Annotated in this window: 22 protein-coding genes and 1 tRNA gene; 21 read left to right on the top strand and 2 right to left on the bottom strand. The window is 40.7% G+C overall.

Annotated features, from left to right (window positions below; translation table 11 throughout):
• The first annotated feature begins 954 nt into the window (after window positions 1–954).
• Both ispE and purR read left to right on the top strand, forming a co-directional pair.
• The gene (ispE, locus tag N1I87_RS00275; protein WP_341100166.1) at window positions 955–1,824 is read left to right on the top strand and encodes a 4-(cytidine 5'-diphospho)-2-C-methyl-D-erythritol kinase; all 870 of its coding nucleotides are present in this window, start codon (window positions 955–957) and stop codon (window positions 1,822–1,824) included.
• Between the two features lie 61 nt (window positions 1,825–1,885).
• Entirely contained in the window at window positions 1,886–2,719 is an 834-nt protein-coding gene (purR, locus tag N1I87_RS00280) for a pur operon repressor (protein WP_341100168.1), read from the top strand.
• A 7-nt stretch (window positions 2,720–2,726) separates the two neighbouring features.
• Here the strand turns inward: purR and N1I87_RS00285 are convergent, their stop codons facing one another.
• Entirely contained in the window at window positions 2,727–3,605 is an 879-nt protein-coding gene (locus tag N1I87_RS00285) for an IS982 family transposase (RefSeq protein WP_011230510.1), read from the bottom strand.
• Window positions 3,606–3,744: 139 nt separating this feature from the next.
• Between N1I87_RS00285 and N1I87_RS00290 the strand changes: the two genes are divergently transcribed.
• The 16 genes from N1I87_RS00290 (at window position 3,745) to N1I87_RS00365 (ending at window position 19,680) form a co-directional block, all read left to right on the top strand.
• Window positions 3,745–4,122 carry a RidA family protein gene (locus tag N1I87_RS00290; protein WP_003352314.1) on the top strand — a complete coding sequence of 126 codons (378 nt, stop codon included), beginning with the start codon at window positions 3,745–3,747 and terminating at the stop codon, window positions 4,120–4,122.
• Between the two features lie 273 nt (window positions 4,123–4,395).
• Window positions 4,396–4,689: a septation regulator SpoVG gene (gene spoVG / locus N1I87_RS00295; protein ID WP_003352313.1), complete on the top strand. Its 294-nt coding sequence runs from the start codon at window positions 4,396–4,398 to the stop codon at window positions 4,687–4,689.
• Between the two features lie 183 nt (window positions 4,690–4,872).
• Window positions 4,873–6,246: a bifunctional UDP-N-acetylglucosamine diphosphorylase/glucosamine-1-phosphate N-acetyltransferase GlmU gene (gene glmU, locus N1I87_RS00300; RefSeq protein WP_341095980.1), complete on the top strand. Its 1,374-nt coding sequence runs from the start codon at window positions 4,873–4,875 to the stop codon at window positions 6,244–6,246.
• A gap of 15 nt (window positions 6,247–6,261) precedes the next feature.
• On the top strand, window positions 6,262–7,218 hold the full coding sequence (locus N1I87_RS00305) for a ribose-phosphate diphosphokinase (RefSeq protein WP_048622335.1): 957 nt from the start codon (window positions 6,262–6,264) through the stop codon (window positions 7,216–7,218).
• A gap of 312 nt (window positions 7,219–7,530) precedes the next feature.
• Entirely contained in the window at window positions 7,531–8,175 is a 645-nt protein-coding gene (locus N1I87_RS00310) for a 50S ribosomal protein L25/general stress protein Ctc (RefSeq protein ID WP_048622336.1), read from the top strand.
• A 301-nt stretch (window positions 8,176–8,476) separates the two neighbouring features.
• Entirely contained in the window at window positions 8,477–9,037 is a 561-nt protein-coding gene (gene pth / locus N1I87_RS00315) for an aminoacyl-tRNA hydrolase (protein ID WP_341103232.1), read from the top strand.
• 66 nt (window positions 9,038–9,103) lie between these two features.
• The gene (locus N1I87_RS00320; protein WP_341100169.1) at window positions 9,104–9,334 is read left to right on the top strand and encodes an anti-sigma-F factor Fin family protein; all 231 of its coding nucleotides are present in this window, start codon (window positions 9,104–9,106) and stop codon (window positions 9,332–9,334) included.
• 70 nt (window positions 9,335–9,404) lie between these two features.
• Window positions 9,405–12,932: a transcription-repair coupling factor gene (gene mfd, locus N1I87_RS00325; protein ID WP_341100171.1), complete on the top strand. Its 3,528-nt coding sequence runs from the start codon at window positions 9,405–9,407 to the stop codon at window positions 12,930–12,932.
• Between the two features lie 295 nt (window positions 12,933–13,227).
• Entirely contained in the window at window positions 13,228–13,764 is a 537-nt protein-coding gene (gene spoVT, locus N1I87_RS00330; protein ID WP_003352305.1) for a stage V sporulation protein T, read from the top strand.
• A gap of 202 nt (window positions 13,765–13,966) precedes the next feature.
• The gene (locus tag N1I87_RS00335) at window positions 13,967–15,562 is read left to right on the top strand and encodes a putative polysaccharide biosynthesis protein (RefSeq protein ID WP_270583674.1); all 1,596 of its coding nucleotides are present in this window, start codon (window positions 13,967–13,969) and stop codon (window positions 15,560–15,562) included.
• The gene (gene mazG / locus N1I87_RS00340; protein ID WP_341100173.1) at window positions 15,562–17,028 is read left to right on the top strand and encodes a nucleoside triphosphate pyrophosphohydrolase; all 1,467 of its coding nucleotides are present in this window, start codon (window positions 15,562–15,564) and stop codon (window positions 17,026–17,028) included. Before N1I87_RS00335 ends, mazG begins: the two co-directional genes overlap by 1 nt.
• A 74-nt stretch (window positions 17,029–17,102) precedes the next feature.
• Complete coding sequence (locus tag N1I87_RS00345; protein ID WP_040340798.1) at window positions 17,103–17,363, top strand: RNA-binding S4 domain-containing protein; 261 nt, start codon at window positions 17,103–17,105, stop codon at window positions 17,361–17,363.
• A gap of 469 nt (window positions 17,364–17,832) precedes the next feature.
• Window positions 17,833–18,132 carry a sporulation protein YabP gene (gene yabP, locus N1I87_RS00350; RefSeq protein ID WP_003352300.1) on the top strand — a complete coding sequence of 100 codons (300 nt, stop codon included), beginning with the start codon at window positions 17,833–17,835 and terminating at the stop codon, window positions 18,130–18,132.
• Window positions 18,129–18,758 carry a spore cortex biosynthesis protein YabQ gene (gene yabQ / locus N1I87_RS00355; RefSeq protein WP_341100175.1) on the top strand — a complete coding sequence of 210 codons (630 nt, stop codon included), beginning with the start codon at window positions 18,129–18,131 and terminating at the stop codon, window positions 18,756–18,758. Before yabP ends, yabQ begins: the two co-directional genes overlap by 4 nt.
• Window positions 18,759–18,780: 22 nt before the next feature.
• Entirely contained in the window at window positions 18,781–19,176 is a 396-nt protein-coding gene (locus N1I87_RS00360) for an FtsB family cell division protein (RefSeq protein ID WP_341100176.1), read from the top strand.
• A 75-nt stretch (window positions 19,177–19,251) separates the two neighbouring features.
• Entirely contained in the window at window positions 19,252–19,680 is a 429-nt protein-coding gene (locus N1I87_RS00365; protein ID WP_003352297.1) for a S1 domain-containing RNA-binding protein, read from the top strand.
• A gap of 367 nt (window positions 19,681–20,047) precedes the next feature.
• On the opposite strand, the gene N1I87_RS00370 is transcribed toward N1I87_RS00365, so the two are convergent.
• Window positions 20,048–20,121, bottom strand: a tRNA-Met gene (locus tag N1I87_RS00370).
• A gap of 404 nt (window positions 20,122–20,525) precedes the next feature.
• Between N1I87_RS00370 and spoIIE the strand changes: the two genes are divergently transcribed.
• The 3 genes from spoIIE (at window position 20,526) to N1I87_RS00385 (ending at window position 24,777) form a co-directional block, all read left to right on the top strand.
• Window positions 20,526–23,006: a stage II sporulation protein E gene (gene spoIIE / locus N1I87_RS00375; protein WP_341100179.1), complete on the top strand. Its 2,481-nt coding sequence runs from the start codon at window positions 20,526–20,528 to the stop codon at window positions 23,004–23,006.
• A gap of 75 nt (window positions 23,007–23,081) precedes the next feature.
• Window positions 23,082–23,816 carry a VWA domain-containing protein gene (locus N1I87_RS00380; protein ID WP_003352295.1) on the top strand — a complete coding sequence of 245 codons (735 nt, stop codon included), beginning with the start codon at window positions 23,082–23,084 and terminating at the stop codon, window positions 23,814–23,816.
• Window positions 23,785–24,777 (top strand): protein kinase domain-containing protein, encoded by a 993-nt coding sequence (locus N1I87_RS00385; protein WP_341100182.1) that lies wholly within the window; start codon window positions 23,785–23,787, stop codon window positions 24,775–24,777. The genes N1I87_RS00380 and N1I87_RS00385 overlap by 32 nt, the downstream gene beginning before the upstream one ends.
• Window positions 24,778–24,982: the final 205 nt, after the last annotated feature.

Genomic DNA, 24,982 nt, shown 5'->3' on the forward strand with positions numbered 1-24,982 from the left:
AAGTACTCTTCATAACCTACTTAGTGATAAGTAGCTGAACCGTCAGAAGTCAGCAGAGGTCATAGTATTAGTTGGTCTAGAACAACTAAGAAGGACCGAACAATTAAGAGAGAATAGCCCTTGGTATTCAGTGAGTCATGATGAACACAGAAAACGTAGTACCTCACTTGAGGGAGGAAGCGGTGAATCCCGTGGGAGACCTCTTGGAGGGTGGAGTGACCACTGGCATAAAGAGAACAGCTATTCACGGAAGTTATAAAGACTTGCGTCAATGATCTTAATTGAACCGCCGTATACGGAACCGTACGTACGGTGGTGTGAGAGGACGGGAGTTAATCGCTCCCTCCTACTCGATGCAGAGAAGAGATCCTCTTTATTCCTCGACGTGTCCTCTTTATCACTTCAAAATAAAGAACACGCAAAGATCACAGAAAAATTTCGATGAAGCGACAACCATGATAGACGGATTTTCAGATACAGGGAAAGTAAAAGTTCATGAAATGATATCGATTTTTTCATCTAAACCTTTGTTTTGTGTAAAGTAAAACGACTCTTTTGCATTGAATAGGAACTGTCCGTGTTTTTAAGTCATTCATGATGCATGTTTACGAGGATTTTATCCGTTCGTTTTGTCTACTGTTTATTGAAAAGCTTCACAATGATATCAGCTAAGAGATAGAGTTCATGAACCCGGTCTTTTCATTGTTTTTTGAAAATGGTAAAATAACATACTTGAATGGCTATAATGTGAAAGAATACATACATTTGCATAACAACGTTTTATTTTTTCTTTAGTAAATGATTGATTGACAAATACATCGAACGTTCGATTGGGATGAAGGAAGGGCACATGGGTGTTCTTTTCTGTCTCTAAATACCTTCCGATTTCAAACTGCTCAGGGCGGTTTCCAATATCAAACCATCATTCTTCGGTTCAATAGAGTAGGTGAATAAATGAAATTGCATGTAAAAGCACCGGCGAAAATCAATTTATCTTTAGATGTCCTTCATAAGAGACCTGACGGCTATCATGAAGTGGAAATGGTAATGACGACCATTGATCTGGCAGATCGAATAGAGTTAAAAGAATTACGACAAGATGAAATTAGAATTGACTCTCATAACCGTTTTGTTCCCGACGATCATCGCAACTTGGCGTTTCAAGCGGCTAAGTTGTTAAAAGAAACGTATCACATCAAAAAAGGCGTCTCCATTTCCATTGATAAAGCGATTCCGGTAGCGGCCGGACTTGCAGGAGGGAGCAGCGATGCCGCAGCTGTGCTTAAAGGTCTTAATCAAATGTGGCAATTAGGTCTCTCTCTAGAGGAACTGGCCGACCTAGGTTCTCAAATTGGATCTGATGTTTCATTTTGTGTTTTTGGAGGAACGGCGCTTGCAACCGGTAGAGGGGAAAAAATTACCCCGCTTCCAACACCGCCGAATTGCTGGGTGGTTTTGGCCAAACCCCAAATAGGAGTCTCTACCGCGGAAGTTTATCGAAATTTGAAATTGGAAGAGGTTCGACATCCGAATACGAAAGCAATGATTGAAGCGATTGTCGAGCAAAATTATGAAAAAATGTGCCAAAATGTAGGAAATGTATTGGAAAGTGTCACTTTAAAAATGCATAAGGAAGTGGCGCAAATCAAAGAACAAATGATTCGATCGGGAGCGGATGCAGTATTAATGAGCGGAAGCGGGCCTACTGTTTTCGCTCTTGTACAGCATGATTCACGAATGAATCGGATTTACAATGGGTTGAGAGGATTCTGCGGCCAAGTTTTTGCGGTTAGAATGGTGGGCGGACCGCCGACCATTGTGTAAAACCGTATATTAATGTATATTTAAAAGAAAATATTCGGTTTTAAGGAGGCGCGGTGATTATATGAAATTTCGGAGAAGTGAACGGCTCATTGATATGACTTATTATTTATTAGAACATCCCCGCGAGCTAGTATCTTTAACTTTTTTTTCGGAAAGGTACGGTTCTGCCAAATCTTCCATTAGTGAGGATTTAGGAATTTTGAAAGAAACGCTGGAGCAAAGAGGGATGGGCACTTTGCAGACCATTCCCGGCGCTGCGGGAGGGGTCAAGTTTTTTTCAAAAGTAAAAGAAGAGGATGCAAAGGCATTTATTAAAGAATTATGTCAGCAATTAGAAAAACCTGAGAGGCTTCTTCCCGGTGGATATTTATTTATGACAGATCTCATTGGAAACCCGCAAATCATACACAAAATTGGGAAACTATTAGGATCCGCGTTTTCTGAAATCGAAATAGATGTGATTATGACGGTGGCCACCAAGGGTATTCCAATCGCTTACGCTACAGCTGCCCATTTAAATGTGCCAGTGGTCATTGTCAGAAGCGACAGTAAAGTGACAGAGGGACCCACTGTAAGCATCAACTATGTTTCCGGTTCGACAAAACGGATACAAACCATGGTGTTGTCAAAACGAAGTTTAAAAGAGGGATCAAGAGTGTTGATCGTGGATGACTTTATGAAGGCTGGCGGAACGATCAACGGAATGAAAAGCATGCTGGCTGAATTTAATGCCGAAGTGGCAGGCATCGCCGTTTTGGTTGAGTCCGAGCATGCAGAGGAACGATTGGTGGAAGATTATATTTCACTTGTAAAATTGCGGGATGTTGATGTAAAAAAGAAGGAAATAAAGGTAGATGAAGGGAATTTTTTTACTAAAAATAACCCGTGGTGCTAGTTGAGCTTTAGCGCTCAACTAGCCCAAGTGTAACCAGGGAATAAGCTAACAATATACCGTCTAGTGCCACTTCAAATCCGATAATCGAATTGGCTCGGATCCCCGTGATGCGATAGTGGTCAACCAGAACCGAGAACACCGTCTCGATCACTTTGCGTTTTTGTTGGATCCACTGCTCCCATGTCTCAGACGCACGATGTTTCTGGTTTTTTCGAGACGGAGTCCAAAGCGCCATTTGGTATTCTTCGTACAGCCTTTTTTGCAAGTCACGGCTAATGAATCCTTTGTCCCCAAAGTTATAGGGATGAGGAATTTGAGTCATCACGCTTTCGGCTGCGATTCGATCGTGGCAAGATGCTTCCGTCACCACATACCCCATTGGCAGCCCTTGATCGGTCACTTGAAGGTGCAGCTTCAACCCGTAGTACCATTGCTTTTTGGAAGCGCAATACCCGATGTCGGCGATCTCTTGAAACCGTTTGACGCGATGCATTCTTGCCGTATGGCACAACGGGAGCGGCAAGCTGTCAACGACGGCATAGGCATGATGTTGACCGCGTTTTGCCAGCTCATGACGGATCCATTTGATGGCGAAACCAAGCGCCCGGCAACGGCGGTTGTATCGGGAGCGTTCAAGAAACGAGCCGTTTGTGAACAAATTTCCCGTGACAAAACGATGCCACGCCCGTTCAGAAGTAAAACCGAGCAGCTTTCCTAAAAGATGAATGGCGATGATGACAGCGTCCTCTTGCTTGACCAAATGGCGATTTCGACGATGAAGATGCACCTGAATGCATGAAAGTTGAGCAGAAACAAAAACGAAAATGGCGGCATATTGCTTTTGAATCTTGGCCCGATCTGTAGTAAAATGAAAGTGCTCTTGCATGGGGATTCTCCTTTCGAATGGTAGGTCGCACTTTCATTCTACAGGAGATTCGCCAGCAAGGGCTATTTTTATGCTTGCTCAAGTTTATCTAGCACCACGGGTTAAAAATATTCATTTTATTTAAGGAGAGAAAAGAAGGATGAAACAAGTTGCTACGAAGAATGCCCCTGCTGCCATCGGCCCTTATTCCCAAGGAATCATTGTCAATAACCTCTTTTTCAGCTCAGGTCAGATTCCGTTGACGCCTGAGGGAGTATTGGTGGAAGGAAGCATTGAAGAACAGACAAGGCAAGTGTTCCGCAATCTGCAAGCTGTATTGCAAGAGGCAGGAGCGTCGCTGGAAACCGTTGTAAAAGCAACGGTATTTTTAAAGGATATGAATGATTTTTCCGTTGTAAACGACATTTATGCGGAGTTTTTCGGGGACCATAAACCGGCTCGATCTTGTGTGGAAGTGGCTCGGCTGCCAAAAGACGCAAAAATTGAAATAGAAGTGGTTGCACTCGTGAAATCATGATGGATAAAAAACTGTCGACATCGTCGGCAGTTTTTTTCATTGGACTCCTTACACATAATGATTCAGTTTCTTTGATGGCTGGAAATAGAGATGGGTTCATCCATCTTCCCATTTCTTTTTACTTGGCTGTTTTACAAAATTATTTTGGAGACGTTAAGAGAAAAGGAGTGACTACTAAAAATTTTTAAAAAATTTTCCTATTAAAAGAAGGAAAATTAGAAATACTGTTGAATATATTTATTAGATTTTCACAAAGGAAGGGTGGTGAACAGAGTGGAAGTAACAGATGTTAGACTCCGCCGTGTCAACACGGACGGTCGTATGAGGGCAATCGCTTCCATCACTCTGGACAACGAATTTGTTATTCATGATATTCGAGTAATTGATGGCAATAATGGCTTATTTGTTGCCATGCCGAGCAAACGGACACCGGATGGTGAGTTCCGTGATATTGCTCATCCAATTAACTCCAATACTCGCGGTAAAATTCAAGACGCAGTATTGAGCGAATATCATCGGTTGGGAGAGTTAGAAGAAATAGAATTAGAAGAAGCCGGAGCTTCCTAATCACATATGAAACAGCATGAGCCTACTTCATAAGTAAGGCTCTTTTTTTGCGCTTCTACCCCCCATCATTTACCATCCTTTTCTTTCCCACGCTGAAAGCATGAGTTTCCCAAGCAACCTTGAAAAGATTGTGTATTTAGGATATTATTCAATATGGATAAAAAGGTTATTGGGGGACCCTGTATGACAAATATATATGCCATTATTTTGGCTGCCGGCCAAGGCACAAGAATGAAGTCTAAGCTTTATAAAGTATTGCATCCTGTATGCGGCAAACCAATGGTAGAGCATGTAATCGATCAAGTTTCGACTTTGAATACAGATAAGATTGTTACAATTGTAGGCCACGGCGCGGAAGCAGTAAAAGCGCAGTTGGATGGAAAAACGGAGTTTGCAGTACAGGAAGAACAATTAGGTACAGCTCATGCCGTTATGCAAGCGGAAGGGCTTTTAGGTGATAAAGAAGGAATGACATTAGTGATTTGCGGTGATACGCCGCTTATTCAGGCTGATACAATGAAAGCGCTTATCGAACACCATCAACAGCATCAATCAAGCGCTACGATCTTAACGGTTCATATGGATCAGCCGGATGGATACGGCAGGGTAATCCGCAATCAGGAAGGCTTTGTTGAGCGGATTGTTGAACATAAAGACGCAACGGAAGAAGAGAGAAAAGTACAAGAAATTAATACTGGCACTTACTGTTTTGACAATAAAGCTCTTTTTGAAGCATTAAAGAAAGTAAGCAACGATAACGCTCAAGGAGAATATTATTTGCCGGATGTCATTGAAATTATGAAATCGGAAGGAAAAACCGTTGCCGCTTATCAAATCGATGATTTTGAAGAAACGCTCGGAGTCAATGATCGAGCTGCTTTAAGCCAAGCAGAGAAAATTATGAGAAGAAGAATCAACCTTCGTCATATGAAAAATGGTGTCACTATCGTTGATCCCGACCACACCTATATCGGAACGGACGTAGTGATCGGACAAGATACGATCATTTACCCAGGCACGATGATCACAGGTCACACTGTAATTGGAGAAGATTGTGAAATTGGGCCTAATAGTGAGATAAAAGATTGCACCGTAGGGGATCGAACATCGATTCGCCAATCGGTTGCATACGATAGTGCCATTGGCAGTGATGTGAAGATTGGCCCGTTCGCGCATATCCGCCCAGATTCCCAAATTGAAGATGAAGTAAGGATCGGGAATTTTGTTGAAATTAAAAAGACGGTATTTGGCCGCGGAAGCAAAGCTTCACATTTAAGTTATATAGGAGATGCAGAAGTGGGCAAAGGAGTGAACATCGGCTGCGGCTCCATTACCGTAAATTATGATGGTAAGAATAAACATAAGACGAAAATAGAAGACGGGGTTTTTGTCGGCTGTAACTCAAATCTAGTTGCTCCTGTGACAATCGGCAAAGGCGCCTATATAGCTGCAGGCTCCACGATTACGGAAGATGTCCCTGGGGATGCTTTAGCGATAGCGCGCGCCCGCCAAATCAATAAGGATGGCTATGTTCAAAAATTAAACCATAACAAATAATTTCGGAGGTCCATCATGTATAACCAGTATTTAGATCCAAATTTGAAAATCTTTGCCCTCAATTCCAACAGGGCATTGGCAGAAGAAATTGCCAATTTTGTCGGAGTGGAGCTTGGAAAGTGTTCTGTTAAACGTTTCAGCGACGGAGAAATCCAAATTAATATTGAGGAAAGTATTCGTGGATGCGATGTCTATGTCATTCAGTCAACCAGTTCTCCGGTGAATGATAATCTGATGGAACTGTTAATTATGATCGATGCCTTAAAACGGGCTTCTGCCAGAACGGTGAATCTTGTGATTCCTTATTACGGTTATGCACGACAAGATCGAAAAGCGCGCGCTCGCGAACCGATTACAGCAAAATTAGTGGCAAATTTATTGGAAAAAGCCGGTGCGACCCGTGTCATCACATTGGATTTGCATGCCCCGCAAATTCAAGGATTCTTTGACATTCCTATTGATCATTTAATGGGAGTAAAAATTTTAGCCGATTATTTCAAAAAGAAACAGTTTGACGACGATATTGTGATTGTTTCTCCTGACCATGGCGGTGTTACACGCGCTCGAAAAATGGCGGAACGCATGAAAGCACCGATTGCCATTATTGACAAACGTCGTCCAAAACCAAATGTTGCTGAAGTCATGAATATCGTGGGAAATATTGAAGGGAAAATTGCTATTTTAATAGATGACATCATTGATACAGCTGGTACAATTACATTAGGAGCAAACGCCCTTGTAGAAAACGGGGCTAAAGAAGTGTATGCATGCTGTACACATCCGGTATTATCCGGGCCGGCGATTGATCGGATTCAAAATTCCAATATCCGGGAACTTGTTGTAACCAACTCTATTGCTCTTCCCGAGGAAAAGAAAATCGATAAAATCGTGGAACTTTCCGTTGCACCATTAATGGGTGAGGCCATTATTCGTGTTCATGAAGATCAATCTGTCAGCATGCTGTTTGATTAATCCATCATCGAAAATAGGTCTTGCGGATGGTATGGATTCCAAAAATAAGGAGCAAAAGAATGAAGGGTGTGTTCGAAGCAATAATGGGCGGCTTTCCATACAGAATATATAGACACCTTCTAGTCGCCCCATTCAAGTCTTTTCGAAGCTGGATTCTGGCTTTCGGCTCCGTACTTTTCAACTAGCTACCAAGCCGATTGACTATCACCATTCTTGTTTTTCATGTAATGACCATGTTTAAAGATTGCCTGTTTAGGCAATTCATATAAAAGGGTTTTTACATTAAAAAACTAGAACGGGAGGATGTCTAATATGAGTGCAGTACTAGAAGTGAAAAGACGGAATGACTTGAGAAAATCGACATTAAATAAACTTCGGCGTGAAGGAAACATACCGGCCGTTATATATGGAAAGGGATTAGAAAATCAAGCGGTTTACGTAAGCAGAACAGATTTGCTAAAAACGATTAAAGAAGTGGGTAGGAATGGAATAATCACCTTAAATATTGATGATCGTGAGCAGAGCGCTGTTTTACACGACTATCAAGAAGATACGCTCACAGGCGAAATGATTCATGCTGACTTTTTTGCTGTCGATCCTTCCACGGAAATCTCCGCTGAAGTTGTGGTGGAATTAAAAGGGGAAGCTCCAGGTGTAAAAGATGGCGGTGTTTTGCAGCAGCCGTTATTTGAATTGACTGTAAAAGGCAAAGTGACCGATATACCGGATGCCATTCAAGTGGACGTTTCCCAATTGCAAGTCGGTGATACGATTACCGTAGGAGATATAAAAGAACATTATCCATTTGAGATTCAGCACGGCGATGAAGAGACGATTGTCTCTATCTTGGCTCCGCGTCAAGAAGAAGAAATCAGCACCGGCGAACAACAAGAGCCTGGCATACCGGAAAATGAAGAAGGAAGGGAAACACCGGCAAGCAAAGAAAGCGAAGGTTAATAGGTGTAAGGGCACAGCATGAAAGGCTGTGTCTTTCTTTCATAGTTATGTTTATTACTGAAATATAACTGTGTTGGCAAAAATTTTTTACGATGAAAATCATAAGGGGTTCTATGCTTTTATCCGCTTCCCATTTCAAGCATCTATTTTGCCTGAATAGAAAATCTTCAGTTTAAGATAAGAAAAAGAAATTTTTACGAAAAATGTTATTTTTTTCAAGCAGGGCGGTTGCCTCGCTTTTTTTGTACATACCGCATAATATGTTAGAATGTAAAGAAGAAACTTGAGGTGTTTTTGGATGATAAAATTAATAGCGGGGCTTGGAAATCCCGGTGAAAAGTATAGAGGAACAAGACATAATATTGGATTTGATGTGATAGACGAGCTTGCGCATCGATTGCAATCTCCATTGACAACTGCGAAGCACAAAGGAATTTATACGATTGTACGGTCAGGCGGGCATCAAGTTTTGCTGCTCAAACCTCTTACTTATATGAATTTGTCAGGGGAAAGCATTGCTGAAGTCATGCGTTACTATAAGATAGATATCGAGAATTTATTGGTTGTGTATGATGATTTAGATCTTCCGCCCGGAAAAATTCGCTTGCGCCAAAAAGGGAGCGCAGGCGGGCATAATGGCATAAAATCGGTCATACAACATACAGGTACAGAACAATTTAAAAGGATTCGGATTGGCATTGGACGCCCTGACGGAAATAATACGGTTATTGATTATGTATTAGGAAAGTTTGACAAAGAGCAGCGGTTGATCATGAATGAAGCTGTTAAAAAGAGTGCAGATGCTTGCCTTGAATGGTTAGAGAAGCCATTTCCTGAAGTCATGAACCAATTTAATTCCTGAAGAATGAATATCCTCGTTTTGACGTGTACATACTAAAAACAAGATGTGTACACGGAGGAGGACGTAATGGCTATTCATTATTATTGCCGGCATTGCGGCATTAAACTAGGTAGCTTGGAAAACCATATTATTAGCAGTGAAAAGCTAGGTCTTCATAAACTTGCGGACCATGAACGAAAAGAGATGGTTCAATATGAAAGTAATGGCGATATTTCTATAAAATCTATTTGTGAAGATTGCCAGGAATCGCTTGAACGATATCCGGATTTTCACCAAAATGATTATCTTATACATTGATTGAACAAGCTTTGGATGCGGTCCAAAGCATTTTTCTGTTTTTTTGTTTGGACGCCAGGAGGGGAGAATAATGTTAAAAAATTTAGAAAATTTACTTCTTACTAATGATGAAATTCAATCCATCACTCAAGGTGTAGAAATAGGGCTTTCAGAGCAGCTTATTGCCGGATTATCAGGCTCTGCGCGCTCTTTGCTCATCTCTTCCGTATATCACAAGACGAACCGTCCGACATTGGTCGTGACCCATAATTTGCTGCAAGCGCAAAAACTGTATGACGATCTTATTCAAAGCATCCCTGAAAACGAAGTGTATTTATATGCAGCCAATGAACTGATTGCGGCGGAAATCTCTATTGCGAGTCCAGAGTTAAAAGCCCAAAGGATTGAAATGTTGAATCATTTAACGACAAGCACTAAAGGAGTGTATATCGTACCGGTAGCCGGTTTGAGAAAGATCTTGCCTCCAAAAGATGTTTGGAAGAAATTTCAAAAAATGCTTTCTGTCGGGGATGAAGTGGATTTAGACAGCTTTTTGCAAGAATTGGTCGTAATGGGTTATGAACGAGCCGATATGGTGAACACCCCAGGCGAGTTTAGTTTAAGGGGAGGCATATTAGATATCTACCCGTTGACAACCCCTGATCCCATTAGGATCGAATTTTTTGACACGGAAATTGATTCGATTCGCACGTTTTCCATTGAAGACCAACGTTCCATAGAAAATTTAAAGGAAGTCAGCATTGGCCCGTTTTCCGAAATGCCGCTCGATCGTGATCAATTGGTGATAGTGGGCGATAGGCTTCAAACAGCGCTGGCAAACAGCTTGAAAAAGGTGAAGAATGAAAAAACAAAAGAACTTCTCACTCAAAATATTGGAAATGATGTTGAGAGATTAAAAACAGGCAGCCTTCCAGATCAAATGGCCAAATATATAGCGATTGCTTATGAACATCCTGCAAGTTTAGTAGATTATCTTTCGGACAGAGGAATCGTGTTTTTTGATGAGTTAAGCCGAATTAATGAAATGAATGACTCGCTGGAAAAAGAGGAAGCAGAATGGTATACGTCACTCATTGAAGAAGGTCAAATGGTACATGACTTGCAAGTGTCCCATTCGCTAGCGGATCTCCTGTCATCGATAAAGATGCCACGGCTCTATTTTTCTTTGTTTTTAAGGCATATTCCTCATACCAATCCGCAAAATATTGTGAATTTGTCTTGCAAACCAATGCAAAACTTTCATGGCCAAATGAATGTCTTAAAGGCGGAAACGGAACGATGGAAACATGGAAAATATACAGTTGTCTTTTTGTGTTCCAGCAAAGAACGAATGAAAAAATTCCAAAGTGATTTAGAAGAGTATGAGATTGAAGCTTCATTGCTGGAGGAAGAAGAGAATCTGTTCATCGGCAATCATCAAATTCTATATGGGAATTTGCAAACGGGGTTTGAACTTCCTTCTTTGCGGCTTGCCGTGATTACAGAAGAAGAATTATTTAATAAAAAGGTAAAACAGTCCAAGAGAAGGCAAAAACTTTCGAATGCCGAGAGGATAAAAAGCTATTCGGAATTAAACGTCGGGGATTATGTGGTCCATGTGAATCATGGGATCGGAAAATATTTGGGGATTAAAACATTGGAGATCAACGGAGTCCATAAAGATTATCTCCATATTAAGTATCAGGGAACGGATCAATTATATGTACCGGTTGATCAAATTGACTTAGTTCAAAAGTATATTGCTTCCGAAGGAAAAGAACCGAAGATTTACAAGCTAGGAGGCAGCGAGTGGAAGCGGGTTAAAAAGAAAGTACAATCGTCTGTTCAAGATATAGCCGACGATTTGATCAAGCTTTATGCAGAAAGAGAAGCATCAAAAGGATATGCTTTTTCTCCTGATGGCGACTTGCAGCGGGAGTTTGAAGCGGCTTTCCCTTATCAGGAGACGGAGGATCAATTGCGCTCTATTCAAGAAATTAAACGGGATATGGAAAGAGAACGGCCGATGGATCGATTGTTGTGCGGAGACGTTGGATATGGAAAAACGGAGGTAGCTCTAAGAGCGGCTTTCAAAGCAATTATGGACGGAAAACAGGTGGCTATGCTTGTTCCCACCACGATATTAGCGCAGCAGCATTATGAAACGATGAAAGAGCGCTTTCGAGGATATCCGATCAATATTGGAATGTTAAGCCGATTTCGAACACGAAAACAAATTCAAGAAACCATTAAAGGAATTAAAAATGGAACGATTGATATTGTAGTCGGCACGCATCGGCTATTGTCCAAGGATGTTCAATACCATGATCTAGGCTTGCTGATTGTCGATGAAGAACAACGTTTCGGAGTGACGCATAAAGAGCGGATCAAGCAATTAAAAACGAATGTAGATGTATTAACGCTAACGGCTACCCCTATTCCTAGAACTCTGCATATGTCGATGTTAGGCGTAAGAGATTTATCGATCATTGAGACTCCTCCGGAAAACCGGTTCCCGGTTCAAACGTACGTGATGGAGTATAACGGAACGGTTGTCAGAGAAGCGATTGAAAGAGAATTGGCGCGGGACGGACAAGTTTTCTTCCTTTATAACCGAGTAGAAGATATTGAGCGGAAAGCGGAGGAAATATCTTTACTTGTGCCGGATGCGCGCGTTACGTATGCCCACGGACAAATGACCGAGTCTGAGCTGGAAGATGTCATTTTAAGCTTTCTGGAAGGCGAATACGATGTGTTGGTGACAACAACCATTATTGAGACGGGAGTCGATATCCCAAATGTCAATACACTAATTGTATATGATGCCGACCGGATGGGGTTATCGCAGCTATACCAATTAAGAGGCCGAGTGGGCCGATCCAACCGAATCGCTTATGCTTATTTTATGTATCGAAAAGATAAAGTTCTTTCAGAAACGGCAGAAAAGCGTCTGCAATCGATCAAAGAGTTTACGGAATTGGGATCGGGATTTAAAATCGCAATGCGCGATTTGTCGATTCGGGGAGCAGGAAATTTATTAGGCCCTCAGCAACATGGATTCATTGATTCAGTGGGATTCGATCTATATTCGCAAATGTTGAAAGAAGCGATTGAAGAAAGAAAAGGAATCACTGTGGAAGAAAAACCGCCTGTTTTTGAAGTGGAACTGGATATCGATGCTTATATTCCGGATGCTTATATTCCAGACGGACAGCAAAAAATTGAAATGTACAAACGGTTCCGTGCTCTTGAAACGTTGGAAGAAGTGGCTGAATTGCAAGAGGAAATGGTCGATCGTTTTGGTGAATATCCGAAAGAAGTAGAATATTTATTCCGAGTGGCGGAAATGAAAATCTTTGCGAAAGAGGTTCATTTAGAGTCCATTAAGCAGACAAAAAATGAAGTGACGATTCTAGTCAGTGAAAAAGGGACACCGCTTTTAGACGGATCAAAAGTAGTAGAATTATGCCAAACATACGGTCGGATGATGGGATATGGAATGGACGGGTATAAATTAAAAATTACGATGAATATTAAAAATGTTCCTGTAGAAAAATGGTTTTCTATTGCTTACAACATTATTCAAAATTTAAAAGAAGCAAAAAAGAAAGCCTCTTGAATAAGTCGGCACCCGAAAGGAGCCATTGACCTGTTTGCCGTGAAGTGAATGCTGTTTTTTGATCCGTTCCTCTTATGCAAAATGATGAAAAATTTTTATGGATAACTGTTGAAAAGAGTATAAACTGAAAATAATGCCTCGCTTGAAATATTTTTTTTCAATAGAAAATTCTCACTGAAAGTGAATAGAACTTCTAAGTTGTTAGATACTAACATCAACAAAAAGAATGATTGTAAAACTGGCAAGCAAATAATGGATTGCCAAAATATCATCTGATGAAAGCGAGGCAGCAAAGATGAAAGCAACAGGTATTGTTCGTCGTATTGATGATTTAGGACGTGTAGTCATTCCGAAAGAAATTCGCAGAACTCTTAGAATCCGCGAAGGAGACCCGCTTGAAATTTTTGTGGACCGGGATGGTGAAGTCATATTAAAAAAATATTCCCCGATAAGTGAATTGGGTGATTTTGCTAAAGAATACGGAGAAGCATTATATGACAGCCTAGGATGTTCGATCCTCATTTGTGACAGGGACGCAGTAATTTCTGTGGCCGGGGTGTCGAAAAAAGAATATTTAAATAAAAACATTAGTGATTTGATTGAAAACGCTATGGAAGAACGACAGTCGGTGATCCAAACAAACCAAGGTGAGGTCTCTTTTGTTGATGGCCACGAAGAAACGGTTCAATCATACACCATTGCCCCAATTATCGCTAATGGCGATCCAATTGGAGCCGTTATTGTCTTTTCCACTGATCGAACGATAGGCGAAGTGGAGAAAAAAGCCGCGGAAACTGCTTCAGGATTTCTTGCACGGCAAATGGAACAATAAGAACGGGAAGAGCAGCTTGAAAAAGCTGTTCTTTTTTCATAAGCAGGAGAAAACATACGAATTTTACACATCGTGAATCAGGAACGCCGCTTTTGCTTTAGATAAAAAGAAAAGAGAATTATTGGTATTCTGCAAACCTCTCATTTTGATATAATACATTCGACTATAGATGCTTATTATATGGAAGAAAGGCGGCGTTCTTTTGTCGAAGCAATCATCACAGATATTTATGAAAGGAGCGCTAACGCTGACCGTTGCAGCACTTGCTGTCAAAGTGCTCAGTGCAGTTTATAGAATTCCTTTTCAAAACATTGTCGGGGATGTAGGCTTTTACATATATCAACAAGTATATCCGATTTATGGAATTGCGGTTGCCTTTTCTACTTATGGTTTTCCTGTGGCCGTTTCAAAATTGATAGCGCAAGGAGAAGAAAAGGACAAAAGCAGAATATTAACTGCTTCTTTTGTATTTTTGTCGCTGCTTGGAGTGCTATTGTTTTTAGCACTTTATTTTCAAGCAAAAACGATCGCAGCGGTAATGGGCGATCTAAAATTGGCAAGGCTCATTCAAATCATTTCACTATCCTTTTTGCTGATGCCGTTTTTATCCGTTGCAAGAGGACTTTTCCAAGGAAAAGGCGATATGGTGCCGACTGCCGTTTCCCAAGTGACTGAGCAATTGATAAGAGTTGGGGCGATATTAGGCTTTTCCTATTGGTTTATCCATTTAGGCAGTAATTTGTATACGGTCGGCGGGGCTGTCCTTTTTGGATCGATTATGGGTGGACTGGCTTCCTCTATCGTGTTGATTTTTTTCTTAAAGCATCGGAGAGAGTCCATTTTTTATGTTCACCGCTTTTCATTTGGCGAAATGGAAAGACGGTTGATCCAAACTTTAGTGCTGGAAGGCGTTGCGATTTGCTTATCTAGCATGATGCTGGTTCTCTTTCAATTTGTGGATGCTTTAAGTTTATATTCGTCGCTAGTTGATTCAGGGATATCGAAATCGGCTGCAAAAGTTGCGAAAGGCGTCTATGACCGAGGGCAGCCGCTTTTGCAATTGGGAACGGTGGTCGCAACCTCTTTTTCATTGACGCTTGTGCCGCTTATTAGCGCCAGCTATCAAGAAAGCGATTATGAGTCTGTTCACAAGAGCGTTCGCATTGCCGTAAAAATCAGTTTTGTCATAGGCCTTGCTGCCATGGTTGGGTTGTTAAATATTCTTGTTCCAACCAATATCATGCTGTTTGAGAATGGATTTGGGTCCAATATTTTGGCGTTTTTTAGCGCCGGCATATTGCTTAGCTCGATGGCGCTTACCTTTTCGGGAATTTTGCAAGGGGTAGGATCGCCGTATTTTCCTGCTATCGTTCTTTTCATCGGTCTTGTCGTTAAATTTGTCGGGAACTTATATCTTGTCCATATGTGTGGAGCAGTGGGAGCAGCTTTTTCCACGGTTCTTTCATTGCTGTTGACATCCTTGATTTTGTTTTTGAAAATCAAAACATTAATGCGCATTCAAGTGCTGACATGGTCATCCGTTGGTCAAAGTCTTCTAGCGGCGGCAGCTATGACTGTTCTTTTACAAGTATGGTCGTTTCTTTTCCGATGCTTGGATTTTTCCGGCACCCGTCTGCAAGCGGCGCTGGAAGCAGTCGGTGGTGTTTTTCTAGGCGGCACTGTTTTTCTAGTGCTTATCTTAAAAATGAAGATATTCTCCAAAGAAGAATTGGTTTTGTTTCCGTTTGGCAGGAAATTGGTTCAAATAAGTGAAAAACTGAATGGGAGAAATGTATAATGGCTTATAAAATAACGATTGTTGGATTGGGAGCAGGTGATATAGACCAGCTCCCATTAGGAGTCTATAAACGGTTGAAAAAAGAGTCTTTCGTCTTTTTGCGGACAAAGGAGCATCCTGTCGTCCGACAGCTGGAGGAAGAAGGTGTTTCGTTTATCAGTTTTGATTCTGTTTACGAACAACACGACCAATTTGAACAAGTGTACGAAGAAATAGTCGAGCGTTTGTTGAACAAAGCAAAAGAGGAAGATATTCTATATGCTGTTCCAGGGCATCCCCTTGTGGCTGAAAAAACAGTCCAGCTTTTGCTTGAAAGAGGAAAAGATGCGGATGTGGATGTGGTGATCGGCGGCGGGCAAAGCTTTTTGGATTCGTTGTTTGCTGCTCTGAAAATCGATCCTGTAGAAGGATTTCAATTTTTGGACGGGACTGATCTGCATAGAGACGATATACATGTCCGCGGGCATATTATCATCGGGCAGGTGTACGATTCTTTCGTAGCATCCGATGTGAAGCTGACACTAATGGAAAAATACCCGGACGACTATCCGATTTATATCGTTCAGGCGGCAGGATCGAGCGAGGAAAAAATAGCGAAAGTCCCTCTTTACCAATTGGATCATGAAATTTCTTCCGTCAACAACCTAACCTCCATTTATGTACCGCAGGTGAAGGATGACTTTGTTTACCGCGAATTTTCTTCATTGAGGGAAATCATTCGCATATTGCGGGGACCAAATGGTTGTCCTTGGGATAAAAAGCAGACTCATCAGTCGTTAAAAAAATACTTAATAGAAGAATGTTATGAACTTTTATCCGCCATTGATCACGATGACATTGATAATATGATTGAAGAGTTGGGAGATGTTCTTCTTCAAGTGATGCTTCATTCTCAAATCGGCGAGGACGAAGGTTTGTTTTCGATAGAAGATGTGCTGGAATCCATATCCCGAAAGATGGTGCATCGGCATCCACACGTATTCGGAGATGAAACCGCTAAAACGGCGGAAGAGGTTGTGAAAAACTGGGAAGCCTTTAAACAGAGGGAAAAGGGCAGAAACGCTAAAGGCGTCGGTATTTTAGATGAAATCGAAAAAGGACTTCCGGCCGTTATTAGAGCGTACGAAATTCAAAAGAAAGCAGCAAAAACAGGCTTTGATTGGGAGAAAGCGGACGAAGCAGCTCAAAAAGTGGAAGAAGAATGGCGGGAATTTTTAGATGAAGTCAAAAGCGGCGACAAAAAGAAACAAGTGGATGAATTGGGGGATGTGTTATTTGCATTAATCAATACAGCGCGCTTTTTCTCCATTCATCCGGAAGAAGCCCTTGCTCAAGCAAATGATAAATTTATTAGGCGGTTTTCTTATGTGGAACAGAAAGTGAAGGAAAGCGGTCAATCTTTCCAAGATTTCTCCTTAACGGAACTTGACCGTTTTTGGAATGAGGCAAAAGAAAAAGGACTTTGAAAATAGCAAATCTTTTATAACAAACCATCAAATGTGAAAACACTCTTTAAAAAGGGGGAGAAGCAATGGAAACGATGCGGTTGGATAAATTTTTAAAGGTTTCGCGCATTATTAAAAGAAGAACGTTAGCAAAAGAAGTTGCGGATCAAGGCAGGGTATTCGTGAACGGACAGCAAGCAAAAGCGAGCACGAATGTAAAGGCAGGAGACGAATTGACCATCCGTCTTGGACAAAAAATCATAAAGGTTCGTGTTGAAAGTCTTCAGGAATCTACTCGGAAAGAAGACGCAGCGAGTCTCTATTCCGTATTGTCCGAAGAAAAAATAGAAGAATGAACTGAGGCTTTCTCCAAAGCCCCTTTTTAACAAGAAGACCCGCCGAGATATATCCATTTATCTCGACGGGTTTTTCTTTTGGGAGGCTTTCTTTCTGAAGCAGGCGGTTCTTTTCCTTCACTTGTTTCAGAAGATTGTGGGTGATGGCAATCAGCCCGAATTCGATTGTACCAATCCAGCTCTCCCAGCGAGGTACGGGAGTATTGCGGACCGTCCGCGGAAATCAAGTGAAATTCTCGATTGTCAACGCTCCACGAAAACCATTCCTTCCATAAAAAACAGGCTTGTTCTATTTCTTCTCTTGCGTGCATATGTATTGTTACAAAGCATGTACTTTTTCAAGGCTTCCGTTTATAAGTAGATCCCTTTGGTTTATCAGTTGGTTCAGCCTAAAAAACAAATACAAATGACCAAGACGATGACGGACAAAGCCTTTTAAAAAGCGATGAAAGGAAGCGGGGGAGAAACTATGGCGCAATTTCAAGAGTCTAAAAATAATGGATCATATCAAGAACACGATGTCATTATGAGGGGCAGAAAACTGCTTGATATCACAGGCGTAAAGCAAGTAGAAAGTTTTGATAATGAGGAGTTTTTGCTTGAAACAGTCATGGGTTTTTTGTCTATTCGAGGTGAAAATCTTCAGATGAAAAATTTGGATGTCGATCAAGGAATTGTATCGATCAAAGGGAGGGTATATGACCTTATTTATTTGGATGATCAGCATGGGGAGAAAGCTAAAGGGTTCTTTAGCAAGTTGTTTCGATGAGCTTGACAACTCAGTTTTATACTATGCTTGCCATGATTGCAATGGGAAGCTTTTTTGGTGCATCGTTTGATACGTACAACCGATTTCTAAAAAGAAGCAAGCGGAATAGGTGGATCGTCTTTTTTCACGATGTGCTTTTTTGGGCCGTGGAAGGACTTCTTATTTTTTACATTTTATTTCTTGTGAATTATGGGGAAATGCGATTTTATATTTTTCTTGCTTTATTATGCGGTTTTGCCGCTTATCAGGCCCTTTTGAAAAGAGGATTTTTAGCCATATTGGAAAGCGTCATAGCCTTTGTAGCAGCTGTTTACAAATTAATGTTAAAAACTCTTTACAATTTCATTTATATTCCAGTAAAGTATATTTTTTTGTTTACTCAAACTGCTATAATAATAATGGGAAAATCAATATTGATGTTAACGCTTGCCATATGGAAAGTATTGTTTTGGCTTTTAAAAGGCGTTGCATTACCGTTTCATTGGATTCTTAAAGGATTTTGGAAGTTATTGCCGGAATCGTTTAAAATATTCGTCGATAAGTTCTTGGCACGTTTAAAAGGAACTTATGGAAAAATAAAGAATACTATTACTAAACTGTTGGACGGAGTACGCAAAAAGAAGTAAATACTGGAAAGGGAGGTTTGGAATGGCGGTTCGAAACATAAAGGGAATCACTTCCATTAGAAACACATATATGGAAAACGAAGAAAAGAAACAATATTTGATGCAGCAACGAAAAAAGAAACTATACAGAAGATTGATTGCTTTTTCCTCCTTATTCTTAATCATCACCATCCTTTTAGTTTCGACACTTATATCTCAAACTTCCCGTTTGGAAGAAAAACAGCGGCAAAAAGCACAATTGGAACATTCGTTGGCCAAACTTGAAAAAAAACAGGTTTTACTGAAAGAAGAATTGGCAAAATTAAAGGATGACGACTATGTTGCCAAGCTAGCCCGCGAAAAATATTTTTTGTCGGATAAAGGTGAGATTATTTTTTATCTTCCTAAGGAGAAAAAGAAAGAAAAGGATGTGGAGTAGTCTTATTGACACTCCTTTTTTCCGATATATAATATAAGATAAGCTTGATATTTTTTAAGGAGGAACAATTTTTTTATGTCAATTGAAGTAGGCAGCAAGTTACAAGGAAAAGTAACAGGCATCACGAATTTTGGAGCGTTTGTTGAATTGCCTGATGGCTCCACGGGGTTGGTGCACATTAGCGAGGTTGCCGATAATTATGTAAAGGATATCCACGATCATTTAAATGTCGGTGATCAAGTAGAAGTAAAAGTGCTCAACGTTGAGAATGACGGAAAAATAGGGTTATCGATCCGCAAAGCAAAAGATCAGCCCCAACATTCAAGCCATAATCATCATGGAAACCAGCGTCCACAGCGGCACAACAAAGGAAATGATCATCGTTCCAAAGAAAGTTTCGAACAGAAGATGGCCCGCTTTTTAAAAGAAAGTGAAGATCGCCTGTCTTCTTTAAAACGTCATACCGAATCCCGTCGTGGAGGCAGGGGGGCAAGAAGAGGCTAACTTGCTGTCTATTTCAAGCAGGGGCCGTAACAATTTTTTTGTTCTTATAAGTAAACCTATTTTTCCATAACGGGGTAATCAGCTTCATTTTATGATGAGGCATTTTACGTGCTGTTGTTGAATCTTTGGAAGAATGAACTTTGTGTCGTTTCGGTGACATACGGTTTTCAAAGTCAGATCCTTTTTTCAAACAATTGAAGAGACCCGTTCTAAATAAGAATGGAAAAAAGTTTGAAAAAGGACTGGATCCCTATTTTGAATAGAAAAATACGATTTATTTAACGCTTTAATATGAAAGCATCGCTTTTTATATACAAAAAGCCAAAGAGATCAATCCCTCTTTGGCTTTTTTTACTTAATCGATCGATAGCGGCGGAGGGAATCGAACCCCCGACCTCACGGGTATGAACCGTACGCTCTAGCCAGCTGAGCTACGCCGCCAAAGTATGTGATTTGAAACACAATGAATATATTAATGGCAACATCAAAAAATGTCAAGAGGTGGAATGGCGGCTTTTTGTTTTTCCTTGTCAAAAAAATGAGGCATCGAGATGGATCCCTTTCAGCTGGCGCGAAGATCATCTTTTTTTCCGACAATCATTTTACGGAACAGATAAATTAATCCTATCGTAAGGGAAAAAGGGTGATGTTTTTACAATTCCTTTGAAGTTTATTCACTGGTTTTGCTCTGCAGCACCTCTCTGCGTGATCAATTTGTTTCCTTTTTGAAGATTAGGCTGAAAATAGTCGAACTTTTCTTGAACGGGAACTGGTCATTTTGACAAAGTTTTATGCTTGTCCCCTTTATAATGTCTTCAATAATACGAGTTGGGGAGGATTATTTGATGGAAAGAGTAGAGCAAAACGTAATGGAGCCGGTAGGAAACGTCAATCTGGAAGAAACGAAATTGGAAGTGACAAGGAGGTTTAAAAGATTTCTGTTTAAACTGGAATTGGCTCTTCAACAAAAAGGAATGATGTTGTTTTTAATAGGTTTTCTGTTAGGAAGGGCTCTCATTTTATCCCATTTAACGCCGTTTGCATTGCCATTTTTTGCGTCTGTTTTCATGATTCGAAGAGACCGGGCACCGATCGTTTTTATTGGACTGTTATCGGGTGCTTTAACTTTATCGATAGGAAACTTAGTCTACACCTTTGCCGTCATCTCTTTGTTTTTAATCGCTTTTCGGCTGTCTAGACAATTTCGTAAAGAAGAGTTAAATGCATTGCCGTTCTTTGTGTTTTTTACTACTATAACAGTTAAACTGGCTTTTACCTACGTCAATCAGCAGCAAACGTTAAGCCTCTATGATGGTCTTATGGCACTGATTGAGGCGGGCTTGACCTTTATCCTTACTTTAATTTTTATGCAAAGCATCCCCTTATTATCCATTCATAAACGAAAAACTTCATTAAAAACAGAAGAAATTGTCAGTCTTATCATTTTATTAGCATCCATTTTGACAGGAACCATCGGTTGGAGATTATATGGATTATCCGTTGAACATATCTTTTCACGTTATTTGGTGCTGCTATTCGCATATGTTGCCGGTGCCACTGTAGGATCGACCGTAGGAGTCGTGACCGGGTTAATTTTTAGCCTAGCTAACGTTTCGAGCTTCTATCAAATGAGTTTATTGGCTTTTGGCGGATTGCTAGGCGGTCTTTTGAAAGAAGGGAAAAAATTCGGTGCTGCAGCCGGAATGCTGGTGGCTACGTTGTTGATAGGGATGTACGGGGAAGAAAATGTTTCTTTAATGCCCACTCTTTATGAAACACTGGCTGCTATTATGCTGCTCTTTTTAACGCCCAGAAATTTAACAGAACGAGTCGCGAAGCATATTCCCGGCACTCCGGAACATTCCCATCACCAGCAGCAGTATTTGAAAAAGATCCGTGATGTAACGGCGAATCGAGTGGAGCAATTTTCTTCTGTCTTTCAGGCTCTATCCAAAAGCTTTGCCCAGTCCGGACGGCTTCATGAAGAAACATCTGAAGAGCGCGAGTTGGATTATTTTCTGGGCAATGTAACGGAAAAGACTTGTCAGACATGCTTTAAAAAAGAACAGTGCTGGACCAAAAATTTTCATAAAACGTACGAATTAATGAGGGAGGCTACGTTGGATTTGGAGGAAGGAACGCTGTCCGGCTCTGTAGCAAGAGAAATGGAAAAGCATTGTGTCCGGGCTAAACGGGTTCAAGAAGTGATTCAGCAGGAGCTCACTCATCTTCAGGCGAATCAAAAGTTAAAACAGCAAGTTCAGGAAAGCCGAAAGCTTGTTGCCGATCAACTCTTGGGCGTTTCTAAGGTGATGGACGATTTTGCGAAAGAGATCCAGAAAGAGCGTGAAAATCACCATAACCAAGAAGAGCAAATACATGAAGCTCTGCAATCCTTTGGACTGGAGGTGGAAAAGATTGATATTTACAGCCTCCAAAAAGGAAATGTAGATATAGATATGGTCTTTCCTTATGCGGGCGGTCACGGTGAATGCGAAAAATTGGTAGCACCCATGCTTTCGGATATTTTAGGAGAAACGATTTTGGTGCAAAATGAAGAATATACTGGATTCCCGGGAGGCTATTGTTATGCGACTTTTCGTTCGGCAAAAGCATTTGTTGTAGAAACAGGAGTCGCCTTTGCGGCCAAGGGGGGAGGCTTGGTTTCAGGAGACTGCTATTCAACGATCGACTTAGGGGTTGGAAAATATGCCGTTGCCATCAGCGACGGTATGGGAAATGGCGTAAGGGCCCATCATGAAAGCAATGAAACGTTAAATCTTTTGCAAAAAATTCTCCAATCCGGCATTGATGAAAAGGTGGCGATCAAGTCTATTAATTCTGTTTTGTCTTTAAGAACGACGGATGAAATTTTTTCGACGTTGGATTTGTCGATTATTGATTTGCAAAACGCAACAGCTAAATTTCTGAAAATTGGATCATCTCCAAGTTTTATTAAAAGGGGAAGCAAAATTATAAAAATCGAAGCAGGCAATTTGCCTATGGGCATCTTACGGGAGGTGGATGTAGATATCGTTTCGGAACAGCTGAAAGCAGGAGATTTGCTCATTATGATGAGCGACGGCGTTTTTGAAGGAGCGAAGCATGTTGAAAATCATGATTTGTGGATGAAAAGAAAAATTGGAGAAATTGAAACAAATGATCCTCAAGAAATAGCGGATTTAATTATGGAAAAAGTCATTCGTGCAGGGGGAGGCGGCATAGAAGACGATATGACAGTCGTCGTTACAAAGATTGAGCATAATATACCAAAATGGGCCGCCATTCCGGTAACAAAATTGAAAAAGAAGAAGAATGCTTCATGACTTTTTCTTGAAATGTATAATCGCCCCTCCGATTGGAAAAAATGGTAACGATAGTGCAAGATTGGAGGGGACCTTATGAAAACAGGTACGCTGCGGCAAATTTTGCTGATTACAGACGGCTGTTCCAATTATGGAGAAGATCCTATTGCCATGGCGGCTCTTTCAAACGAGCAAGGGATAACCGTCAATGTCATTGGAGTGCTAACGAACGATGCGATGGATGATAAGGGAATGAAAGAAATTGAGGGAATTGCCAAATCGGGCGGCGGGGTCAGCCAAATTGTATATGCAGCTCAGTTATCGCAAACCGTTCAAATGGTGACGCGTCAAGCGATGACGCAAACTTTGCAAGGATTGGTAAATCAAGAATTAAAACAAATTTTGAACAGGGATATTTCAATGGAAGAACTTCCCCCCGAAAAACGCGGAGAGGTAATGGAAGTGGTAGAAGACCTTGGTGAAAAGGCTAATTTAGAAGTATTGATATTGGTAGATACTAGCGCAAGCATGAAAGAGAAATTGCCGATCGTGAAGGAAGCTCTTTTGGATCTTTCTTTAAGCATGAATGCAAGAATGGGAAATAACTTGTTTTCTGTCTATATATTTCCCGGGAAACAAAGAGAAGTTGAAAGAATTCTGGATTGGACTCCTAAGATGGAATCGCTCACCAGCATCTTTTCAAAACTGACCCCGAGTGGAATGACTCCAACTGGTCCTGCTATTCGGGAAGCATTAGGACAATTTATGAAAAAACGTTCGGCAAGGAGTTTGCTGTCAAGTGATGATGAATTCTTTGAAGAATCCGTTTAATTTTCCAAAAGGTACAGTCATTAAGGGAAAATGGAATCAAAAAATGTATGTTCTGTTAAAAGAACTTGGATATGGTGCAAACGGAACGGTTTATCTAGTTCAAAATGAAAATGGGTATGCGGCTTTAAAAATGAGCAAAAACAGCATGTCCATCACATCGGAGGTAAATGTTCTAAAGGCTTTTCGAAGGGTCCAAGGGTCTTCCCTGGGGCCTTCTTTATTAGATGTTGATGATTGGATCATAAAAGGGTCTGCCATCCCTTTTTATGTAATGGAGTATATTCAAGGGCCTAATCTTCTTGATTTTATTAAGCAAAAAGGGCCTTCTTGGATTGGGGTTTTGCTCAGTCAATTGTTAAGAGATTTAGAATCGCTGCATGAACAAGGATGGGTATTTGGTGATTTAAAGCCTGAAAATTTAATTGTTGCCGGTCCTCCTTATCGCATTCGTTGTATAGATGTGGGTGGGGCAACCATCCAAGGAAGGGCGATCAAAGAGTTTACGGAATTTTTCGACAGAGGCTATTGGGGAATGGGGAATAGAAGAGCTGAACCGTCATATGACCTTTTTTCGGTGGCTATGATTGCTTTAAATCTTACTTATTTAAAAAAATTTGAGAAGCGGGTAAACGGTCAAGCGGAAATTGTGCAGATGATGATGAAAAGACCGGAATTACAGTTGATGAAACCCGTATTGCTGAAAGCTGTCAACGGGCATTATTCTTCCGCTAAAGAAATGAGAAAAGAACTGCTGTTAGCACTATCTTCACCAGCTAATCAGAAAAAGTCTGAAAAAAATGAACATCTGGCCAATTCGGCAGCGAAGGCCGCGGCAAAACCGCTTCCGTCCAGAAAAGCCATCCATAAAAAGAAAAAGAACAGGAAGCTGCTTGAAACTTTTTTGATCATCGTGAGTTTGTCCTTCCTTTATTTAGTCTACTTGTTTTTCCAGTTGATCTAAATCATGTATCATACATTCGAATTTGAAAATGTTTATTCAAAATATAAACATTTTTGTGATCAATAAAGTTAAATGATACTATTATAAGTAAATAAAAGATAAACTTGAACAGGTGCTTTATGGCTTTATCTAGTGAGGAGATTTCGGAGGAATGCTATTTTACGGAAAAAAGGCCTAAGCCTTATTTGTTTTTAAGTCGACAAAA

This window comes from Bacillus sp. FSL W8-0102, assembly GCF_038007225.1.
Taxonomy (GTDB): domain Bacteria; phylum Bacillota; class Bacilli; order Bacillales; family DSM-4216; genus Bacillus_O; species Bacillus_O smithii.

Excerpts from the sequence above, each read along its gene's own strand:
- ispE (WP_341100166.1), top strand. The coding sequence starts at position 955 with ATGAAATTGCATGTAAAAGCACCGGCGAAAATCAATTTATCTTTAGAT.
- purR (WP_341100168.1), top strand. The coding sequence starts at position 1,886 with ATGAAATTTCGGAGAAGTGAACGGCTCATTGATATGACTTATTATTTA.
- N1I87_RS00285 (WP_011230510.1), bottom strand. The coding sequence starts at position 3,605 with ATGCAAGAGCACTTTCATTTTACTACAGATCGGGCCAAGATTCAAAAG.
- N1I87_RS00290 (WP_003352314.1), top strand. The coding sequence starts at position 3,745 with ATGAAACAAGTTGCTACGAAGAATGCCCCTGCTGCCATCGGCCCTTAT.
- glmU (WP_341095980.1), top strand. The coding sequence starts at position 4,873 with ATGACAAATATATATGCCATTATTTTGGCTGCCGGCCAAGGCACAAGA.
- N1I87_RS00305 (WP_048622335.1), top strand. The coding sequence starts at position 6,262 with ATGTATAACCAGTATTTAGATCCAAATTTGAAAATCTTTGCCCTCAAT.
- N1I87_RS00310 (WP_048622336.1), top strand. The coding sequence starts at position 7,531 with ATGAGTGCAGTACTAGAAGTGAAAAGACGGAATGACTTGAGAAAATCG.
- N1I87_RS00320 (WP_341100169.1), top strand. The coding sequence starts at position 9,104 with ATGGCTATTCATTATTATTGCCGGCATTGCGGCATTAAACTAGGTAGC.
- mfd (WP_341100171.1), top strand. The coding sequence starts at position 9,405 with ATGTTAAAAAATTTAGAAAATTTACTTCTTACTAATGATGAAATTCAA.
- spoVT (WP_003352305.1), top strand. The coding sequence starts at position 13,228 with ATGAAAGCAACAGGTATTGTTCGTCGTATTGATGATTTAGGACGTGTA.
- mazG (WP_341100173.1), top strand. The coding sequence starts at position 15,562 with ATGGCTTATAAAATAACGATTGTTGGATTGGGAGCAGGTGATATAGAC.
- N1I87_RS00345 (WP_040340798.1), top strand. The coding sequence starts at position 17,103 with ATGCGGTTGGATAAATTTTTAAAGGTTTCGCGCATTATTAAAAGAAGA.
- yabP (WP_003352300.1), top strand. The coding sequence starts at position 17,833 with ATGGCGCAATTTCAAGAGTCTAAAAATAATGGATCATATCAAGAACAC.
- yabQ (WP_341100175.1), top strand. The coding sequence starts at position 18,129 with ATGAGCTTGACAACTCAGTTTTATACTATGCTTGCCATGATTGCAATG.
- N1I87_RS00360 (WP_341100176.1), top strand. The coding sequence starts at position 18,781 with ATGGCGGTTCGAAACATAAAGGGAATCACTTCCATTAGAAACACATAT.
- N1I87_RS00365 (WP_003352297.1), top strand. The coding sequence starts at position 19,252 with ATGTCAATTGAAGTAGGCAGCAAGTTACAAGGAAAAGTAACAGGCATC.
- spoIIE (WP_341100179.1), top strand. The coding sequence starts at position 20,526 with ATGGAAAGAGTAGAGCAAAACGTAATGGAGCCGGTAGGAAACGTCAAT.
- N1I87_RS00380 (WP_003352295.1), top strand. The coding sequence starts at position 23,082 with ATGAAAACAGGTACGCTGCGGCAAATTTTGCTGATTACAGACGGCTGT.